Below are 19,716 nucleotides of genomic sequence, written 5' to 3'. Positions count from 1 at the left end.
TTTAATATTTGGTTTATGGTTATATTGCTGTAATATGTACAAACAGCTTATGGTTCTGTACTGCCGTTTAATATCCAGGCCAGATTGAACTTGTTGAATTCTATGGATTTATTACTTTCGCTGTCACTTACATTCTCATTGTATTCAATTAAAGCACCCACGCAATAATCTGCGGTTTTTACCATGCTGGAATATCCACCATGTACCACTGTTGTAGTTTGGTAATTACAATTGGCGGCACTGTAAAGCGCCCTGCTCTTTGGCCAGGTAAGTCCGTCATCATAGCTGATCCTGGCTGTCATGTTGCAGCGTTGACCTGTACCATTGGGATTAAGAAATATGATTCTTCTATTCGGCAAATCGGTATTATAGCGTAAAACAGAACCTTCACACTTGGGGTCGGGCAAGGCTGCAACTGTTGTAAATGCCGGAAATCCAGCACCGATTGAGCCTACAGATTTTCTTCTTGTTTTGGATGCATTCCATTCTGTAGTACCCGGCCTGTCGTTGCGCATCAAAGTCCCGTCCATCAGTTCTACTATTGTACTTTCATCGGTGCCTCCGGGAATGAGCTGATATTGCCAGGTAGCACCATGGTTATCGCTGTAAATGTTTCTGCCCAATGCCGGAACTACCAGCCGGCCCGGGGTATTGTAGTTGGTTTGTATGCCAATACCAGGACCCACACAGTCCCATTTATAGCCGGGAGGCGTAAGTGTTGCTGTCCGGTCTACCGGTACAGACCAGGTAGCCCCATGGTCGTCACTATATGAAGTATGTATCCTGCGGTCTCCCCAGGCCTGGAAATCCGACCATTGCATTTTATATTGGTCATTCCATTCCATAAACAACCATATCCGGCCATTTGTGCCCTGCCCCGCATCGTAAACAGCTGTAGGATTACCCCAGGTACCAGCCCCACTTCCCACAACTTCACCCAGTGCCGACCAGCTGCTGCCATTATTTGTAGACCTTTTAAAGACAATATTAATGTCACCGTAGTCGCTGGGGCTCCATCTTCTACCCTCTGCAAAGGCTACGAGCGTACCGTTATTGGTCTTGATAATAGATGGAATGCGGAAAGAATGGTAGATACTTTCATTGCCGCCGTTAAATAGTACTATGCTGGAATATACCGGGGCTGCCAGGGCGGCAACAGTTACCTGTTCTTCTTTTCTGATATTTTGATTTTCAAAAGAAGACAAGGCTTCCGGACTTTTAGCACAGCCAGTTACCATACATAAAATAAAACTCAGATAGCAAAGAATTGAAACCTTGTTTCTGCTAACACTTAATTTCTTGAAGTGATACATAGGATTATATTTGGTTACTAAATAGTAGTTATGTAGTACATATCAAATGTGGGAAGTATTTTCTATATATCCAAATATTTTTATCTTGTAAAAAACGTTTAAAAAAAGAAGGCAATAAAAAAGCCCGTAGCTAACAACTACAGGCTTTTTTTAAAGCTATTAAATATTATAAATTTATTTCAGCCTGTCAAAGTGAGGTTTAAGATGTGCTTCCATCCCTTTTTTGAAATCATCTTTTGTTCCTGTTTTTAAAATCTGTACCAGGTCAAGATGGTTTACTTTTCCCATCGTAGGTTTCTTTTCAAGTGTAACTACATAATCAAAAATCGGAAGCAGCATGATCTGGAACCTTTTAAGCGTGTCATTGCCCGACATTTCGTAAAGCTTTCCATGAAAAGCAATCTCATTCTTAATCCGGAAAGAATTATCATGGTTTACCTCTTTCTTTGCAATGCTTTCCAATTCTGCAATATCTTTATCTGTTTTTCTGATATAGATCAGATCTGCCAGCCCGATTTCCAAAACCAGTCTCAGTTCAAAAATATCCTGTAAGGTCTCTGTATCAATAATCAGCGGATCCAGTACACGTTCAAAGGTACCCAGTATATCTGGCCTTGCCAGTATCATCCCCCGCTTTTTCTTGGTCTCTATCATGCCCAGCATCCTCAATCTGCTCAATGCTTCACGAAGCACATTTCTGCTTACATCCAGGGCCTCAGCTAATTCCAGTTCTTTGGGTAAGGCATCACCGGGACGAAAAGATTTCTTTTTCAGGTATTCTCTTAGCCTGACCTCAACAATATCAGCCATCGTATTTGAGGTAATTGGAGCCAGGTCTTTACTTAAGTTATTTATTGCCATAGTTTAATTGTAATTCAAAAATGAGATATTTTTTGTTAACATGTACTACAATATTAAAAAAAACTAAAAACCCTTTGAGGATTGAAAGCCCCTAAGACTCACTGGTTTTAACTCAAAAACCGATAAATTCAAACAAATTACGCATTTGATCGTTGTTTTAAGTAATAATGATAACAAATAGTAAAACAATAATTGTATCCAATCGCTTACCGGTTAAAATTACAGAAGAAAACGGGGAATATATACTTAGCCCGAGTGAAGGCGGCCTGGCCACTGGTTTAGGTTCTGTGTATAAAAGAAATAACAACATCTGGATTGGTTGGCCGGGCATAGAAATCCCTGAGCACCGGCAGGCTGAAGTCACCGAGAAACTAGCCGGTTTAAATCTTATACCTGTTTTCTTAAGTAATGAAGAGATCAGTCTCTATTACGAAGGCTTTTCAAATGAAGTACTCTGGCCGGTATTCCATTATCTGGTTACTTACGCAAATTTTGAACAGGCTTATTGGGATTCCTACAAAACTGTAAATGAGAAATTTAAGGCGGTTACTTTAAATCACCTTAACAGCGACGATATCATATGGATTCACGATTACCAGCTGCTCCTGCTGCCTTGTCTCATAAGGTCGGAGCAGCAGGAAGTTACCATAGGCTTTTTTCAGCACATTCCTTTTCCTTCGTTTGAAATTTTCCGGCTCATCCCCTGGAGGGAACAATTGATTGCGGGAATGCTGGGCGCTGATCTGCTGGGCTTTCATACTTTTGATGATGCCAGACACTTTTTAAGTGCGGCATCCAGACTTTCTTCCAGTAACCTGTCGGACAATATACTTATCTATAAGAACCGACAGGTAGTAGTAGAGGCTTTTCCAATGGGTATAGATGCAGAAAAATTTGATAAGCTGACCAGAACGGAAAAAGTAGCCCGGTATACCAGCTCATTTAAAGCCAGTCTGAAAAATGTAAAGACCATACTTACTATTGACAGACTGGATTACAGTAAGGGTATATTGCAACGTTTACAGGCTTTTGAACTGCTGTTACAACTACATCCTGAATATATCGGTAAACTTGCACTTTACATGATTGTTGTGCCTTCAAGGGATACAGTACCCAGGTATAAGGAACTAAAAGATCAGATAGATCAGCTTGTAGGAAATATAAATGCCCGTTTCCGGACCATCAACTGGGTACCCGTACATTATTTTTACAGGTCATTCTCTGTCGAATTTCTTTCGGCCATTTACAGTACGGCTGATATCTGCCTCGTAACACCCATGCGCGACGGGATGAACCTGGTTAGTAAAGAATATGTGGCTTCAAGAAGCAACGGAGATGGCGTACTGATATTAAGTGAAATGGCCGGGGCCTCAAAAGAACTAAATGAGGCCCTAATTGTAAACCCAAATGACATTGGCAACATTATGGAGGCTATTGTGCAGGCCATAAACATGTCGCCTGAAGAGCAGCATAAAAGAATAAAAAGTATGCGTGCCATTGTAAACAAGTTTAACATCCATCTTTGGGTCAAAAACTTTATGGATAAACTTAATGAAGTAAAATCGATGCAGGAATCTTTACATACCAAACATGCAGTGGCAGCAGTAAGGGCACAAATTGCGGCAGACTATAAAAAGGCAAAAGATCGGTATATTTTTCTGGATTATGATGGTACCCTGGTGGGTTTTAAAGGTGATATTGACCAGGCCTCACCTGATGAGGAATTGTATTCAATTTTAAACAAACTGATCCTTGACCCTGCAAACCGCGTAATACTGATCAGTGGACGCCGTTATCAGACCTTACAGCAATGGTTCGGACATTTAAATCTGGATATGATTGCCGAACACGGCGCATGGCAGAAATACAGGGATGCAGAATGGAAGGCCCTGCCCCTGCTTACCGATAAATGGAAACAGGAGATCAGAACTGTACTGGATATCTATACCGACCGCACCCCTGGTTCTTTTATCGAAGAAAAAAGTTATTCGCTGGTTTGGCATTACCGTAAGGCCGAGGAAGGTTTGGGCGAATTAAGGGCCAATGAGATCATCAATCATTTGCGGATGGTTATTGCCGATAAAGGACTGCAGATGATGCCCGGAAACAAGGTTATAGAATTTAAAAATATTGAAGTAAACAAAGGTAAAGCAGCACAAAACTGGCTTTATGATAACGATCCCGATTTTATACTGGCACTTGGTGATGACCATACGGACGAAGATATCTTTAAAGCTTTAACACCCGAAGCATATACCATTAAAGTGGGCAGTAACATTTCAGCGGCCCGGTATTACCTCAAAGATTATAAAGAAGTAAGAGAACTGCTTAAAGACCTGTGTTAAAGAAACACAGGTCTGTCCAGTTTTATCGCAATCCTGTGCGCGGCATTCATCAGGCCAACATGACTGTAAGCCTGCGGAAAATTGCCCCACTGACTGCCGTCATTTTCATCAACATCCTCACTAAACAACAACAGGTGGTTGGCATATTTAATGATAGATTCAAACTCCCTGATGGCATCATCCAGGCGCCCAACACAGGCCAGGGCCTCCACATACCAGAACGCACAGATTAGAAAGGTGGTTTTAGGCCGGCCAAAATCATCCTTATGTAAATACCTGTAGAACAGCCCGTTTTCGGCCTTTAGTTCCTGCTCCAGGGCAATCAGATGATCTTTGGCTTTTTGTGATGAAGGATCTAAATAATTCATTAATATGAGTTGCAGGGTACTGGCATCCAGATACGGACTGCCTACAGCATGGTTGTAAACCTTACGTACCGGATCATAACAGTCCTCTATGTGCCTGGCGGCTTTATCAATTAATATCTGTGCACGTTCTTCATACAATTTATTCCCTATTGTTCTGGCCATTTTTAAGGCTGCATTGGCACCAGCCCATTGAAACAGATTGGTATAACAATGGGTATTGGCAATGTTTCTGAATTCCCATATCCCTGCATCTTTCTCATCAATTGTACGTTCTATCTTTTTCAGCAGGTAATCCAGCCATTTTTCAGAATCCTTTCTTTCAGAATAAATAAAACGGTGATCTGTGTACAAAGGCAGCATAGAAACCAGAACCTGTCCATAAATATCATTTTGTATATGTTCATAAGCCTGGTTACCTACGCGGATTGGCTTGTTGCCCATATAGCCCTTCAGATGCCCCAGTTTTCGTTCGGTAAGTTCCCTTTCTCCGGCAATGCCAAACAAAGGCTGGTATCGTTCATCGTCCCTGAAAGAAATATCTGTAATGTAATTGAAATACCGTTCCATCTCTTCAAAGTGGCCAATGTGATTTAATGAAGTGATCACATAATAAGTGTCGCGCATCCAGCAATAGCGGTAGTCCCAGTTCCTGCCGCTCCCATCCGATTCCGGTAAGCTGGTTGTACTTGCTGCAATGATGGCCCCTGTATCCTCATACTGATGAATTTTTAAGGTCAAAGCTGAACGGATGACATACGACTGGTAAAAACCGGCAATCGTAGAATGTTTGATCCAGGTCCGCCAGTATTTAATGGTTTCCCTTAAAAAGCGCTCTGCAGTGCTGATAATGGGTGCATCCAGTTCATGCCCGTAAGTCAGTATCAGGTATTTGGGCTCATTCAAAGCAAAATATTTCTCATCTTCAATATAGCTTAATGAGATATTGGTGCTCAGTTGCATATCCTCATCATCCCCATTAAATTCAATGTGGTTGCTGCCTCTGCTGCCCTTTTGTTTTTTACGCCCATATTCATATACCGGCTTACATCTCACCCTTATCCTGGGGTTACCTTCCAGGGGCTCTATTTTTCTGATCAGCATCAGGGGTTTATAATACCGTTCAAACTGATAAAAACGGGGGGCAAAGTCCATCACCCTGTATTTTCCTTCCGGATTGCTTATTTCGGTACAAATGACATTGGTATTTTCCAGATAATACTGCCGCGATATATACTCACCAGCTGGTAATACGGAAAATTCCCCGCCTTTTTCTTTATCCAGCAAGCCCCCAAATACAAAGCTGCTGTCAAACCTTGGCCAGCAAAGCCAGTCTACATTTGTATTTTTATTGATGTGGGCAAGATAAGCGCAATTTCCAATAATTCCCGTTTGGTAGGTGTGTCTCTCAGTCATACATTATAGCTATTGTTTCTTATATCAACAGCATTTATAATGATTTGTTGAGCAAAATGCAATTTTACCAGGCTGGGTAATTTATTTTGAAAATAAAATTATTTGATAAAACTGTTATACAAGCTGTTCACTGTTGCCCTTAATACATCGTTAAAACCCCTGGTATAGGTAGGATTACAGCCATTGGTAATCACCACAATTCCAAATTTTTCATCAGGCTGAAAAAACATAGCACTATACAGGCCATAAGCAGAACCTGTATGCCCCTTCATGACTTTGCCGGGTATCATATCTGCTGTAGTCAATATGGCCAAACCATAACCTTCCTCATCAGATACTTTGGTCTGCATAATTTTAGCACTCTTTTTTGAGATGATCCTGCCTCCTTTATATTTTCCAAGGTTCATGTGCATGGTCATGTATTTTGCCAGGTCCGTCGCCGAAATTTTCATTCCTCCTGTCGGAGAAAATATGGGGGTACTGTACCCCATTATATAATTCCTGATGTCCTCACTCCTCGGGGCATAAGCCAAAGGTGCTGCATTGAATTTCCGGGCTGCAGCATCATATTCATACAAGGTGGCAAAACGGCTGGCATCCAGCGAGTCTACACAATACCCGCCATATAAACCCAGGCGGTCTAAAATATGGTGTTTCACATACTGATCGAAACGCTCACCAGAAAGTTTTTCTATTACAGCCCCAACCATGTTGTAGTTCAGGTTACAATATCTGTATCCTTTTCCGGGTTCATAGTTGTTATAACATTTTGCCCAGTTCACATTTTTTTCTGGGTTAATCGCATCCAGGTTAAAATAACCTTCGCTGTCGTTGATGCTCGAGGTATGGGACATGACCATTTTCAGGGTAATTACCGTATTCGGATATTTTGGGTTTCTGACTTTAAAACCTACAAGGTCACTAAAGTCATCATCTAATGATACCTTTCCGGCATCCACAAACTGTAGAATAGAAGTTGCAGAAAATGATTTTGAGATCGAAGCGATCCTGAAGATATCCCTGTTTTCAAGCAGTGTATTTTTCTCTATATCTTTTAGCCCAAAGGAGTTGCTGTATATCAGTTCCCCTTTTTTTACCACTGCTACAGAAAGTCCTACAACTTCCAGCTTTTTCATGATGCTTTTTAATTCAGCTTCTGCTTCAGCAGTTTTTACCTGGGCAAGGCCAGAAAAAGTAGTGCATATCGTCAGAACAACTATCAGGTAATATTTTAAAGAGGTTATTGTAGTCATGGCTTAATGGTGTTAAGCCATGAAGATACATATTTTGAACAAATGCTTATGCATACAAAAGCCCTATGCTTAACATAGGGCTTTTTTTGGGTTGTTGTATGCTGTGCCTGCCCTACGCGGATCACCCACTCACAGGACTTTTTTGTCAGGATGTCTTGCAACTATTACCTATAACAATTTAGCAAATATGTAGTTTGGATTTGTGATAATTTTATTAACAAATTAACAATTCGCTGTCTTTTTTATATATCTGTTTCATAATGAATAATTTAATAAAACAGGCCCTTCTATAAAATTTATCTGATATAAGTTATATTTGTAGCGAGGTAATCATTAAAACCTAATTATATGGCAACTTTAATCAGCTTAGTCACTTTATCGGCAATCATCATTGTAACCGCATTTTATCTTACATTCAGGAAAAAGAAAGAAACCAGCGGACATTAATACCCCCGCTGTTAACTACTTCGTTTGCCTTTCAACAGCATGTCTATGGCATGGGCAAGCGTACCTGCTTTAATCACCTCACCTGAATTCACAAAATAGATTTCATCTGCATTTTCTATAGTGTTTAAGCGGTGTGCAATGATCACCAGGGTGGTTTCTTTTGGTAGTTTCTTCAGAATATCACTTAGCAATTGCTCCGTAACCGTATCTATGTTTGCAGTGGCTTCATCAAGAATAAGTAATTCCGGGTTTCGCAATACTGCTCTCATAAAAGCAATCAGCTGTTTTTGGCCCAGACTAATGCTGTCAGAATTGGAAGCAATTTCTGTTTCCAGCCCTTTGTCAAATAAAGCAAGGATACCCTCCAGATGAGCTTCCTTGATCACCTGTTCAAGCTGCGCATTGCTATAATCCGCATAAGCTTTGTTGCTATATAAGATATTATCTTTTACCGTGCCCGTAAAAAGAAATGGTTCCTGTAAAATGAAGCCGATCTTATTGCTGCGTTCTGCGGCAGTATATGATCGGATGTCCTTTCCGTTTAACAGCACTGTCCCTTTAGTGGTATCGTACAAACGGGCCATCAATGACGCTGTAGTGGTTTTACCACCACCGGTTGGCCCGATAAAAGCATAGGTCTTACCTTTTTGAAGCTCGAAACTGATATTGTGCAGTATTTCCTGACTACCGGCATACGAAAAATGAACATTTCTGAAGCTCAACAGTGCATCCGAAGTTTTTTCAGTGCTGTCCGTAATTACCTGCAGGTCATTTTCAAGCGATAAGATCTGGGAAATCCTGTCCCAGGCCGCCAAAGCCACCTGGAAACTGCTCCATAATGCGGCCAGCTGACGTAGCGGGTTATAGAAATTAACGGCATAAGACAGATAGCTGATCAGCAGACCGATAGTAAATTCACCTATTGCAATCAGATGGATGCCATATATCAATACCACCAATTGCGCAAGGCTGGAAAACAACCCAAATACGGGTATAAAAATGGTATTTGCTATCCCCGCCCCAATGGCTGTCCTGTAATTTTGCTGATTGGTCTCATCAAAACGTTTTCTGAAGTAATCCCGGCGGTTAAATGCAATGATCACTTTAAAATTGTTTAAACTTTCCTGTATGCCTGCACTTAAATTACCTACACTTTTCAGGTTCAGCGCATTTTTACTTTTTACCCAGGCAGATACCAATGCGGTAAATAGCAATATAAACATAGCTGGTGTAAGTGTAGCCGCCCCCAGCTTAAAATTAATCAGCAACAAAAAAATGCCCGAGCCCAGCATGGTAAAGATGCTGCTCAGAAACTGCATCAGGGACTGTGAAAAGAACTGGTTAAGTTTATCTGTATCGTTATTCACCCTCGAGATCAGATCTCCTGCTTTATTCTGACTGAAGAAAGATACCGGTAACTCCTGTAGCTTACTGAAAATTGCATTTCTAAGCGCATAAAGCGTCCGCTGTCCCACTCCCCCCATCAATTTGGTTTGCAGATAGCCCGTTGCCAGGGTAACCAGGAACATAACAAACAGCAAACCCGAGTACAGCAGCACCCCCTCATATTGTTTGGTACTGATATATGTATCTATGGTATGGCCAATAATCAGTGGAGACAACAACAACAGTGTCGAATTGATCACTATCGCTACAAAAGCAAACAAAAGATTGCGGCGCTCATCCGAAATCAGCTGTAACAACTTTTTGAGCACTGCAAATGTAGATTTCTTTTCTTCCTTACCGCTAATCTGGTTAAGATTGTAGTTCATAATTGCTGGTGCTTTGTTGTGAGTTATAAATCTGAACGTATTCGGGACTGCTTTTCATAAGTGCGGCATGGCTACCCTGAGCAATAATTTCACCCTGCATCAACAATATAACCTGATCATAATTTTCTACAGCTGCTATTTTTTGTGTAACTGAGAGTAAGGTCAATCCGGGATAATTGCGCTGTACATTTGCTAAAATACGCTGCTCTGTATGGGTATCTACCCTGGCTGTAAAATCGTCCAGCAGCAATACTTTGGGGTTTAAGGCAAGTGCCCTGGCCAGCATGATCCTTTGTTTCTGGCCACCTGAAAGGTTGCTGCCCCTTTCGGCTATTACTGTACTTAGTTTTTCCGGCAGGGCATCTATAAAATCCTTCAGTTCAGCAGTTTCTATAGCTTTTTCCAGCGCTGCGTCAGTAACCATATCGTTAAATGCTATGTTTTCACGAATGCTCATGTTAAAAATAATGCTGTCCTGAAAAACAAACCCGATCTGGTTGTGAAAAGATTCCCTAATATATTGGTTAACCGCATGGCCGTCAAATAAAATTTCACCACTATCCGGTTTAATCAGCCCTGTAAGCAAATAAAGTAATTGTGTTTTTCCGGCAGCGGTAGGTCCAATAATTGCAGTTTTTGATCCTGCCTGCAACTGAAAGGAAATGTCCTTCAATACAGGCTTTTGCCCGTAAAATACATGGATTCCCTTCATTTCCACATTACCCTTTAAAGTATGGGTAAGTTTACCGGTATCCGCTGTATTAGCCTGGTTCAGCACATGGGCAATGCGACCGTATGACGCAGTAGCCTGTGCAATTACATTACTCATAAAGCCAATTACAATAATCGGGAAAATAAGCAGGGCCAGATAACTGTTAAATGCAGCAAAATCGCCCAATGTCATGCTGTTGTTGATAACATAATGGCCACCCAATAACAAAATGGTTAATCCTGCTAAATTGGCAACAAATATGATCAGGGGTATCAAACCAGCAAAAAGGTTTAATATAGAAAGGCCCAAATCCCGGGCCCTGGTATTTGCAGATAGAAATTTAACATACTCCAGCTGCTGTGAGTTGATCACACGGATCAGGGCAGCCCCCAGTATACTCTCATTAATCACCTTATTCAGCCAGTCTATCACTTCCCTGCTTTGTTTAAAAAGTACACTTACTTTTTTGATGACAAGAAAAAAAGTGACCCCAATGATGGGTATGATAGCGATAATGGCCAGGGCAAGCTTCCAGTTAATGGTCAGCAATAAGATCGTTGCCCCTATTATGATAAAAATGGATGAAGTGATGGAAACAATGGCCTGTGATATAAACATTTTGATAGAATCCACATCAGCAGTTAGGTTGGTAAGCAGTTTTGAAGGATTGGCCTGTTCTATATAAATATTGCTTTGTCTGGAAATCTGATCGGCAAGCTTTGTCCGGAGGTCTCTGGCTACTTTTTCTGAAGCATAAGTTTGAATAATGCTCTGCAGGAAGGTAAAAAGAAAAACAAACAGGATCGCTACAGAAAATTTAATCAGAATGGAATTGAGATCAAAAGTTCCATTCGTATAAGCATCTATTCCATTGGCCACAATTTTAGGCAGCAAAAGGTTTACCCCATTGCTCAGTAATGCAAAAAGAAGCAATAAAACGATCAGCCCTTTATAGGGTTTTAGCAAACTGAAAATACCTGGTTTTTTTTGTCCGCTAGGAGATTTTTTCATGACTGGTAAAGCTATCAATTAATTGCATCGATAACAATGCCTCATCGGCCGAACAGGGATTATCGGTTCTGCCCAGGAAGTATTTCACTACCTGTTCTATCATGGGTTGCTGTACATGGGCCAAAGGATCAAATATAAAATCCTCTTCCTCACCCTGTTTGCTTAAAGTTACCTTATGGCCAAACATCGGGAAACTTATTTTTCCTTTGCTGCCAATAATTTCGCATACATCCAGTTTTTCAGCGGCTGTGAAACACCATGTACCGTTAAACAATACCCCATTTTTAAACAGGATCTGTCCGCTAACAACATCGTCAGCAGCATATAAGCCGGCCTGGTTTAAAGAAATCCCTGAAGATTTCAATACTTCACCAAAAAAATAAACCATCAGGTCCAGCTGGTGCGGGGCCAGGTCATGGAACAGGCCACCTCCCGAAACGGCAGGATCAAGCCGCCAGTTGGTAGCAGAACTTGCAATCAGGTCTGATTGATGCGGCTGGAACAACTGGAGCTGAACAATACTCACGTCGCCGATAACTTTTTCATCTATCAGCGATTTGATCTTTAAAAACATGGATTGCTCGCGCCGGTAATGTGCTACGCTCAGTTTAACCTGATGCTGCTCGGCAGCAGCTTTCATTCTCAGTGCAGCTTCAGCATTCATGGTCATCGGCTTTTCTACATAAACCGGTTTTCCTGCTGCCAATGCCATTAAAGTATATTCTTCATGTTGCAAAGGGGGTGTAGCTATATAAACAGCATTTACTTCAGGATCGTTAATGAGTGCAGCTGCATCGTTGTACCACCTGGGCACTCCATGCCTTTTTGCATAATCCATGGCTTTTGTGCCATCTCTGCGCATCACTGCTACCAGTGAGGAATGGACCACCTTGTTAAATGCAGGCCCGCTTTTGACTTCAGTAACGTCACCACAGCCAATGATCCCCCATTTAATCTCGTCAGTTGCATTTATTCCCAACATATTCCATATTTTTTCTATGAAGTAGTTAGGCTTATCGTTCATTTGATCACTTAATGATATCTCCATTCCAACTACTGCTTTTCCAATTTAAAGGCGTACAACCGTCTATTTAAGACTTTGATAAACAATGTAATTTACGATCGTAAATGTCTCGAAATAAATTCTTATAAACAAAAAAGGAAAGAAAATTGTTAATTTATGTATCAGAAACTGATCGTAGTTTCATCATCTATAAAAAATGTTAAATCAACATCTTATGAAAAAGTTATTTTTTACACTTATTCTTGGAGGTACTGTAGCATTTGGAGCAAATGCACAGATACAAAAAGGAAATGTAATGATGGGGGCCAATCTCTCCAACATCAGTTTTGGTTTAGATAAACCGAATGCCTTCACCTTTAATGTTAGCCCCAAAGCAGCCTGGTTTGTGCAGGACGGACTTGCATTTGGTGGTGAGGTAAACCTCGGACTGGCCACACAAAAAGGATCGGGAACAGATTTTAGCTATGGAGTAAGTGCCCTGGGTAGATATTATGGTGAAACAGGTGCCAACGAATTGGTTAAAAGCTCAAGGTTTTTTGGCGAAGCTACTGTAGGGATACAAGGATATAATCCTTCCGGCGGTGGCAGTACTAATGGATTGGGCTTTAGTTTTGGCCCCGGTTTTACTTATTTCGTAACTCCTACTATCGGGTTGGAAGCTTTGCTCAAATACAATGGTGTTGTTGGTTTTGGTTCAAGTGTTTATGCCCATAACCTGGGTGTTGGTGTTGGTTTCCAGATTTATTTACCCGGAAAAAGCACTGCAAGAAAAGTGCAGCGTGACATGAACCAATAAACAGGTTTAGTGTAAAATAAAAAAACGGGGTCCGGTTGGTCCCCGTTTTTTTTTGGCAAGTTATATCCCTTCTGAATTAGCGGTTATAGGCAGCAAAGTGTAGAAGAAGTCTACAATTAAAAATCTATATGAAATTCATAATATATTATTAATTAGATAGTTAAATGTTTTTTCTCATTTCTGGCATCATTATGAAACCTATACCAGATATAATTAACAAGAATTATTAATTGAAAAAATAAGTTATGAAAAAGATCATTTTATCAGCAGCCTTTTTAGCATTAGCAGGATTAACCACAGTAAAAGCAACTGAAGTAAAAAACAACGTACCGGTTGTGGCTTATCAGGACAGTACTACCAAAACCCCGGTTGAGCTGAAAGACCTTCCGGAAGCAGTTCAAAAAACACTGCAGTCTGAGCCGGTTAAAGCATGGACACCAACGGAAGCATTTTTAGTAACCAATGCCGATAAAACCTCATACTATCTGATCAACGTTAAAAAAGAAGCCGAAACCGGTTCTCTTAAAATAGATAAAGACGGTAAGGTTGTTCAATAACCTGAAGGATGTTAGATCCCTATGAATACAATCAGTACAAAAAGCCGGAGCAATCCGGCTTTTTGCATAAAAATTCATATTTATTTGCATTATTCAAATTAATACGTACATTTGTCCTGAGAGCGTTAATTTAACGGGGGTAAGTCTTAGGACCTATCCCCGTTTCTTTTTATCCCCCCTCTTCTCCCGAAGGCTTTTTCAACAGTTTACCTGCTGGCTCCGGTTTTCCAAAATCCGGGTTGCCATCTTTGTTCCATTTAAACTTTTGCATCATGATATCACGTTCCCAGCCCGGCTTTGTGCTACGCTTGGTATGGTAAATCATCCACCATTCCTTCCCGTCTGGCGAAGTGGTAAAACTCGCATGCCCCGTGCCATGAACTGTATGGGTACCCTGAAATACAGGACCGGATTTCAGCCAGTTGGCAGCATCCAGGAGTGATCTGGCCGGATCCTTTAAACGGAGCTGTCCAAGTCTGTATTCAGGTGTCCAGGATTCACGGGTAGAGTAAATGATAAAAACCTGTCCCTTATGCAGTAAAAACTCGGGGCCTTCGTTCAGGTTCAAAGGGCCTCCCTGTTCCCATGGCTGTTCGGGGCCCGATAGTTTAACCCGTTTTGAACTGATCGTCCAGGGATTGCTCATCTCTGCAATATAAAGCTGCTGCGATGTTTTATCTGTATCCATATTTTTTTCCCATCCTGACCATACTGCATAGAGTTTGCCCTTTATACTGGCTACATTTACATCAATTGCCCATATCGTACCACTCGGATCATTCTTATCTACACCTGTCTGTAATAATCCCCGGTCTATATATTGTCCCTGCGGATCATCAGAAACCGATTCCAGTACACCAGAGCGCTGATGGATATACGGCGCTCCCTTTTTTCTGCCCGCGGCATAATAAATATACCACCTGTTGTTCATGTGATGCAATTCAGGAGCCCAGATCTGGGTCGAATTCCAGCCGGTATCCGGGGCTGTCCATACTGTTATTTTGCTGCCGGGCTCCGTAAGTTTCAGTGATCTGCAAACCGAAATCCCTTTACTGTCCACGTTCCCGTTGCTCAGGCAGGTATAATAATATTTTCCCGATTTAATTACCCAGGGATCTGCCCCCGCTGCTATCGGGTTTTTAAACATCCCTTTTAAGGTATCCGGTAATTCATTTTTACCCTCATCTGCAGCGGTATATCCGCTTAAGGTGGCCAGCATGCAGCAGGATGTAGCCATAAACAACCAGCTTCCTATTCTTCTTTTCATTACTTCTGTATTTTTTTATAACGCAGTAAGGCCTCCGCATAATAATAATCTGCATAGGTAAGTGGCACATCCACTTCAGATTTCCCAGGCAGGTGACCTACACTTTTGGTTAGCAGGAAACCGCTGTTTTCTCCGTATAAAGACTGATAAGGAGGTTTTGACAGTGAACGGATCATGAGTTCAGCGGCCGAAACGTATTGATCAGCCAGTACCTTATCAGTATAGCCGGCCAGTTCCAGCAAAGCCGATGCAATCAGCGAACCGGCAGAGGCATCTCTCGAAGCATCCGGAATATTCGGTGCATTGAAATCCCAGTATGGAATTTTATCTGCAGGCAGCTTAGGGTTGTCAAGTATAAAGCCAGCTATCTTTTTGGCCAGTTCCAGGTACCTGGTGTCTTTAGTTTCCCGGTACATCACTGTATAACCATATAGGCCCCAGCCCTGTCCCCTTGCCCAGGCAGAATCATCTGCATAGCCCTGCACCGTTTGTTTTTTACGTACGGCACCGGTATTGCCGTCGTATATCACCAGGTGATAGGAACTGAAGTCGGGCCTGAAATGATTTTTCATCGTAGTATTGGCATGCGTAACTGCTATGTCGTAAAAAGATTTGTCACCTGTTTCTTTAGCTGCCCAGAACAACAGTTCCAGGTTCATCATATTGTCAATGATCACCTTAAATTCGGATGGGTCTTTAGAGTTCCAGGAACGGATACAGCCCACTTTGGGGTTAAAACGACTGGCCAGGGAACGGGCACTGTTAATCAGGATCTGCTTATAGGCCGCTGATGGTTTCAAACGGTTGGCATTTCCAAAACTGCAGTACATCATAAAGCCCAGGTCATGCGTGCTTTTGTTAAACTGTTCTTTTTCCAAAAGCTTTAATCGGTTTAGGGCCTCGGTATACAGTACCGGGTCTTTGCCCAGTTCATACAGGTACAAGAGCGTACCCGGATAAAATCCGCTGCACCACCAGTCAGAATTGCTGGTCACCAGTTTCCCGTTTTTATCCAGGCTACGTGGCAGTTTATCTGCAGGGATCTGCTTCATAAAGTATTTATACTGTTCTTCTGCAGCTTTAATGTCTTTATCAACAATTTGCGCAAGGTCATTGCTGTTTTGGTTCGCTTTACGGACACCACATCCCCCTATCGCAAAGGAAACTGTGGTCAGTACAAGCAGGCTTTTTAAAATCAGGTTTCTTTTCATTGAAATTTTTATTTGTGTGTTTATTATTTACTAAAATACTACTCTCGGGCATGGTCTGTTGTTACATCCAAACCTTTCCAGATCTTTTTTGCCGTCCAGTCGGCATCAGGCCCCTTCCAGAAAGGGTCATCAGCCGGTAAGCCCAACATCAAAAAGGCTTGCGAGCATAAATATAAGCTTCCTGTCGAAATATATTCTTCACCAACGCCGGGCTGATATCCATATAGCCCTATACGTAGCCATCCGGCCTCGTCAAAGGTGCCTGGTGCTTCTACCTGCCTCCTGATCAGGGTATACAAGGCAGCTCTTATCTGCTGGGGCAACAGCTCTTTTGGCAGGTTTTTCCGCAATACGGCCTGTGCCAGGCTCTGGAAAGCGCCAAACCTGTAGGCCAGGGAACGCCCGATGGGCGGATAAGTCCCTTCCGGAGAAATCAACCTTTCCTGCACTTCTGCGTAGCGGTTTGCCCTGTTGTTTACCAGGTCAAATGTTCTTTTATCTATACTTTTTCGCCCGGCCAAAACAGCGCATACATCAACCAGCATAGGCTGGATCACAAAGCTGTTGTAATAATCCCAATGGAAATTAGGCCCGTCACCATAAGCACCATCACCCTTATACCACAGCATATGCGATTTCAGTGCATAATCAATGCGCATCCTGTCACCCGAGTTGTCAAATTTTAACAAGGCTGCTTCAATTGTTGCACTAAACATCAGCCAGTTGCTGTAGGATGGGATAATGGCTCTAGACGATTTTAAGGCAGCAATTACATTGGCCCTGGTTTTTTCGTCCAGCGGTTCCCACAACTGCCCGGGTGCTCTCAGCAATGCCTGGGCAAAAAAAGCAGCATCAACCAGCGGCTGCCCGCCTTTATTGAAATTCATAAAATCCGGCCCTTCGGGATCTGTCGCATTGTGGATTCCTTTTCTGGCCAGTTCTATGTATTTTTTTCGCAGCAGGCCCTCTTCTGTTTTATCGGGTCCCAGTTCCAGCCAGGGGGCCATGCCCGCCAGTAAACGCCCAAAAGCCTCCAGGTAAGTATAATTTTTTCTGCCCTCTGTTTTTGCCTCAACAGGCATTAGCTCTTTTAATTTATTCTGGCTCAATGCCTTCAATACCGGATCTGCAATTTTACTTAAGGTATTTACCAGGTATTTTCTTTGTTGCTGCCCCGCGTCCGGAGCAGCTAGCCGGGCGGCAAAAGCATCGGGCTTTGCTACGCCCATCATCAGGAACAGTGCTACGGTCAGGCTCCAATTTTTCTTCATCTGTGTATCTTTTAATTTTACCATCCCGGATTTTGGATCAGTGCGGGCATTTTCGAAATTTCTGTCTGGGGGATAGGCAATACATACATGGCAGGCCTGAAATTGTGCTTGCGTACAGGTGTAAGCGCATAGGTATAAGTACTGCCCGATTTGGTGATCTTTATGCCCTGGGTGGTCACATTATCAGTTTGCTCCGCAATCTTCCAGCGGCGCACATCCCAGAAACGGTGTTCTTCAAAAGCCAGCTCTACCCTTCTCTCATTCTGTATCACCGCGCGCATCTCTTCCTGGCTCATGTTCGCTTTTAAGCCGTACAAGCCATCAGTACCCGCTTTTATCCCTGCCCTGTCTCGGATCTCAATAAGTTTAGGATAAGCCTTACTGGTTTGCCCGCTTTCATTAATGGCCTCTGCATAATTCAGCAGTATCTCTGCATAACGGATCATGGCATAGCCTCTCTGTGTAGTAGCTGTACCATTTGCGCTTACATTTTCATCACACATTTTACGGCAATAATATCCTGTGGATGAACCGGAATACGGCGTTTTGATAGAGATGCTGTCCATGGTACCGCCCGCACCTATAAAAGTATATACCGGGTCTTTCCGGTTGGTAGTCTTGTTAAACCAAAGGGCCCCATTGTAAATAACGGTATAACCCATGCGGGGGTCACGGTTGCTGTATGGGTTTGCTGCATCATAACCCTGTGGGTTGGATGGCGATTTCAGGTCGGTCGCAATCGGTTTCCCATTGATCGTCCCAAAATCGTTCACCAGGTTCTGAGTAGGCGATGAATACCAGTTGCCACCTCTTGATGGTGGATTGTAGAAATTTTCAAGGTCTTTATTGTTCGGCTTTAGCTGGGCAAAGATGAACTCGGGATTGGGGGCACGTGTTAAAAATACCTTGCTGAAACCTAAACCTGGTGTACTGTTGTCTTTCATCAGCGCATATTGGTTCAGGTTGATCACATCTTCTGCAGCTTTTGCAGCATCCGCCCAGCGACTCAGGCTGGCCGCAGGATAACTTACCAGGGCTGCTTTTACCGGGTCTGAAGTGATGGCCCCACCATTAAAAAGCGGACTGGCGGCATATAACAGTATCCTCGATTTTAAGGACAATGCCGCACCTCGTGTTACCCTGCCATAATCCCTTTCCGGGTAATCATCAACCAGTGGCAAGGCAGCTGCAATCTGGTCTAGCTCCTTAACCAGGTAGTCTACCGATTCTGCGTAGGTATTTCTAGGTACATTTACTTCGTCGTTGGCTTCAAATATTTTATCACCTATAATGGGCACACCACCAAAAGTTTTCACCATCATAAAGTAATACCAGGCCCTTAAAAAGCGGGCTTCGGCCTTGGTCCTTGCCTTAAGGGCGGCCGACAAAGGTGATCCCTCTGCTTTTTGCAGGTAAATGTTGGCCCGCCTGATGTTGGCATAACCGGTAGTCCATACATCTGCAAAAGGAACATTATTGGCATTAAAGGTGGCATAAACTACAACAATGGTTTTTTCCGTGCCACCAATATTGCGGTATTCCGCCTCATCGCAGGTCTGTTCCAGGTTTCCCTTGCTGTCCCAGCGGCTTTTGGAATAACTGGCATGGATATCTGAATAAATCCTTGCCAGAAAATCCATGGTACGCGCACTATCGGCAAATACACTTTCTTCTGTAAATGCCGAATCATCTTTGTTATCCAGAAAATCACCCGATTTTTTACAGGCCGATATGGCCAGAAGAAGGGTCAGTAAATAGCATATCTTTTTCATGATTCTGATTTTATAATTTAAAAGGAGAGCATTAATCCAATATTGTATATTCTTTGCGGCGGATAAGGGTATTTGTCTCCACCGGAAGAGGCTTCGGGGTCTAGCTGGTAGCGTTTATCGATCTTCGACCAGGTGATCAGGTTGTAGCCATTGGTATAGATCCTGGCCGACTGCATCCTTAACCTTTTGACCATACCCTGGGGCAAACTGTAACTGAGTTCGGCCGATCTTAACCTGAGGTAATCACCCGGTACCAGCCAGTAGGTAGAAGGATAATCGGTAGAGCTGTTCAGGCCGCCAATGATGGAGGACAACCTCGGGTA

At 42.6% G+C, this 19,716-nt stretch carries 15 protein-coding genes; 3 read left to right on the top strand and 12 right to left on the bottom strand.

Going from position 1 to position 19,716, the window contains the following annotated elements; all coding sequences use genetic code 11:
* Positions 1-47 precede the first annotated feature (47 nt).
* Together HDC92_RS21660 and HDC92_RS21655 are read right to left on the bottom strand one after the other, a co-directional pair.
* Positions 48-1,238: a sialidase family protein gene (locus HDC92_RS21660; RefSeq protein WP_255484630.1), complete on the bottom strand. Its 1,191-nt coding sequence runs from the start codon at positions 1,236-1,238 to the stop codon at positions 48-50.
* Between the two features lie 249 nt (positions 1,239-1,487).
* Positions 1,488-2,174: a FadR/GntR family transcriptional regulator gene (locus HDC92_RS21655; protein ID WP_015808045.1), complete on the bottom strand. Its 687-nt coding sequence runs from the start codon at positions 2,172-2,174 to the stop codon at positions 1,488-1,490.
* A 167-nt stretch (positions 2,175-2,341) separates the two neighbouring features.
* Between HDC92_RS21655 and HDC92_RS21650 the strand changes: the two genes are divergently transcribed.
* Entirely contained in the window at positions 2,342-4,519 is a 2,178-nt protein-coding gene (locus HDC92_RS21650; RefSeq protein WP_183877075.1) for a bifunctional alpha,alpha-trehalose-phosphate synthase (UDP-forming)/trehalose-phosphatase, read from the top strand.
* Here HDC92_RS21650 and HDC92_RS21645 read toward each other — a convergent pair.
* The 5 genes from HDC92_RS21645 to HDC92_RS21625 form a co-directional block, all read right to left on the bottom strand.
* Complete coding sequence (locus tag HDC92_RS21645) at positions 4,516-6,300, bottom strand: glycoside hydrolase family 15 protein (protein ID WP_183877074.1); 1,785 nt, start codon at positions 6,298-6,300, stop codon at positions 4,516-4,518. The genes HDC92_RS21650 and HDC92_RS21645 overlap by 4 nt on opposite strands.
* A gap of 98 nt (positions 6,301-6,398) precedes the next feature.
* Positions 6,399-7,553, bottom strand: coding sequence for a serine hydrolase domain-containing protein (locus tag HDC92_RS21640; RefSeq protein WP_183877073.1), 1,155 nt, complete (start codon positions 7,551-7,553; stop codon positions 6,399-6,401).
* Between the two features lie 458 nt (positions 7,554-8,011).
* A complete protein-coding gene (locus HDC92_RS21635) occupies positions 8,012-9,772 on the bottom strand; it encodes an ABC transporter ATP-binding protein (RefSeq protein ID WP_183877072.1) in 1,761 nt (586 codons plus the stop codon).
* Positions 9,756-11,495: an ABC transporter ATP-binding protein gene (locus HDC92_RS21630; RefSeq protein WP_183877071.1), complete on the bottom strand. Its 1,740-nt coding sequence runs from the start codon at positions 11,493-11,495 to the stop codon at positions 9,756-9,758. Before HDC92_RS21630 ends, HDC92_RS21635 begins: the two co-directional genes overlap by 17 nt.
* Positions 11,479-12,543, bottom strand: coding sequence for a Gfo/Idh/MocA family protein (locus HDC92_RS21625; RefSeq protein WP_183877070.1), 1,065 nt, complete (start codon positions 12,541-12,543; stop codon positions 11,479-11,481). The genes HDC92_RS21630 and HDC92_RS21625 overlap by 17 nt, the downstream gene beginning before the upstream one ends.
* Positions 12,544-12,733: 190 nt before the next feature.
* Here HDC92_RS21625 and HDC92_RS21620 point away from each other — a divergent pair, with 190 nt between their 5' ends.
* Together HDC92_RS21620 and HDC92_RS21615 are read left to right on the top strand one after the other, a co-directional pair.
* Positions 12,734-13,315: a hypothetical protein gene (locus tag HDC92_RS21620; protein WP_036674026.1), complete on the top strand. Its 582-nt coding sequence runs from the start codon at positions 12,734-12,736 to the stop codon at positions 13,313-13,315.
* A 245-nt stretch (positions 13,316-13,560) separates the two neighbouring features.
* The gene (locus HDC92_RS21615) at positions 13,561-13,872 is read left to right on the top strand and encodes a hypothetical protein (RefSeq protein ID WP_015808053.1); all 312 of its coding nucleotides are present in this window, start codon (positions 13,561-13,563) and stop codon (positions 13,870-13,872) included.
* A gap of 169 nt (positions 13,873-14,041) precedes the next feature.
* On the opposite strand, the gene HDC92_RS21610 is transcribed toward HDC92_RS21615, so the two are convergent.
* From HDC92_RS21610 to HDC92_RS21590, 5 genes are all read right to left on the bottom strand, one after another.
* Complete coding sequence (locus tag HDC92_RS21610; protein WP_255484629.1) at positions 14,042-15,139, bottom strand: family 43 glycosylhydrolase; 1,098 nt, start codon at positions 15,137-15,139, stop codon at positions 14,042-14,044.
* Positions 15,139-16,350 (bottom strand): glycoside hydrolase family 88 protein, encoded by a 1,212-nt coding sequence (locus HDC92_RS21605; protein ID WP_183877069.1) that lies wholly within the window; start codon positions 16,348-16,350, stop codon positions 15,139-15,141. The genes HDC92_RS21610 and HDC92_RS21605 overlap by 1 nt, the downstream gene beginning before the upstream one ends.
* Positions 16,351-16,388: 38 nt before the next feature.
* Complete coding sequence (locus HDC92_RS21600; protein ID WP_255484628.1) at positions 16,389-17,621, bottom strand: DUF2264 domain-containing protein; 1,233 nt, start codon at positions 17,619-17,621, stop codon at positions 16,389-16,391.
* A gap of 17 nt (positions 17,622-17,638) precedes the next feature.
* On the bottom strand, positions 17,639-19,393 hold the full coding sequence (locus HDC92_RS21595) for a RagB/SusD family nutrient uptake outer membrane protein (RefSeq protein WP_183877067.1): 1,755 nt from the start codon (positions 19,391-19,393) through the stop codon (positions 17,639-17,641).
* Between the two features lie 17 nt (positions 19,394-19,410).
* On the bottom strand, positions 19,411-19,716 hold a 306-nt coding region (locus HDC92_RS21590), incomplete at its 5' end, for a hypothetical protein (protein ID WP_183877066.1).

The organism is Pedobacter sp. AK017 (genome assembly GCF_014200825.1).
In the GTDB taxonomy this organism is placed as follows: Bacteria; Bacteroidota; Bacteroidia; order Sphingobacteriales; family Sphingobacteriaceae; genus Pedobacter; species Pedobacter heparinus.
Note: the sequence above shows the minus strand (reverse complement) of the source record. Positions and strands in the feature narration are given on the sequence as shown.

Coding starts and splice junctions, on each gene's coding strand:
- HDC92_RS21660 (WP_255484630.1), bottom strand. CDS start 1,238: ATGGTAACTGGCTGTGCTAAAAGTCCGGAAGCCTTGTCTTCTTTTGAA.
- HDC92_RS21655 (WP_015808045.1), bottom strand. CDS start 2,174: ATGGCAATAAATAACTTAAGTAAAGACCTGGCTCCAATTACCTCAAAT.
- HDC92_RS21650 (WP_183877075.1), top strand. CDS start 2,342: ATGATAACAAATAGTAAAACAATAATTGTATCCAATCGCTTACCGGTT.
- HDC92_RS21645 (WP_183877074.1), bottom strand. CDS start 6,300: ATGACTGAGAGACACACCTACCAAACGGGAATTATTGGAAATTGCGCT.
- HDC92_RS21640 (WP_183877073.1), bottom strand. CDS start 7,553: ATGACTACAATAACCTCTTTAAAATATTACCTGATAGTTGTTCTGACG.
- HDC92_RS21635 (WP_183877072.1), bottom strand. CDS start 9,772: ATGAACTACAATCTTAACCAGATTAGCGGTAAGGAAGAAAAGAAATCT.
- HDC92_RS21630 (WP_183877071.1), bottom strand. CDS start 11,495: ATGAAAAAATCTCCTAGCGGACAAAAAAAACCAGGTATTTTCAGTTTG.
- HDC92_RS21625 (WP_183877070.1), bottom strand. CDS start 12,543: ATGGAGATATCATTAAGTGATCAAATGAACGATAAGCCTAACTACTTC.
- HDC92_RS21620 (WP_036674026.1), top strand. CDS start 12,734: ATGAAAAAGTTATTTTTTACACTTATTCTTGGAGGTACTGTAGCATTT.
- HDC92_RS21615 (WP_015808053.1), top strand. CDS start 13,561: ATGAAAAAGATCATTTTATCAGCAGCCTTTTTAGCATTAGCAGGATTA.
- HDC92_RS21610 (WP_255484629.1), bottom strand. CDS start 15,139: ATGAAAAGAAGAATAGGAAGCTGGTTGTTTATGGCTACATCCTGCTGC.
- HDC92_RS21605 (WP_183877069.1), bottom strand. CDS start 16,350: ATGAAAAGAAACCTGATTTTAAAAAGCCTGCTTGTACTGACCACAGTT.
- HDC92_RS21600 (WP_255484628.1), bottom strand. CDS start 17,621: ATGAAGAAAAATTGGAGCCTGACCGTAGCACTGTTCCTGATGATGGGC.
- HDC92_RS21595 (WP_183877067.1), bottom strand. CDS start 19,393: ATGAAAAAGATATGCTATTTACTGACCCTTCTTCTGGCCATATCGGCC.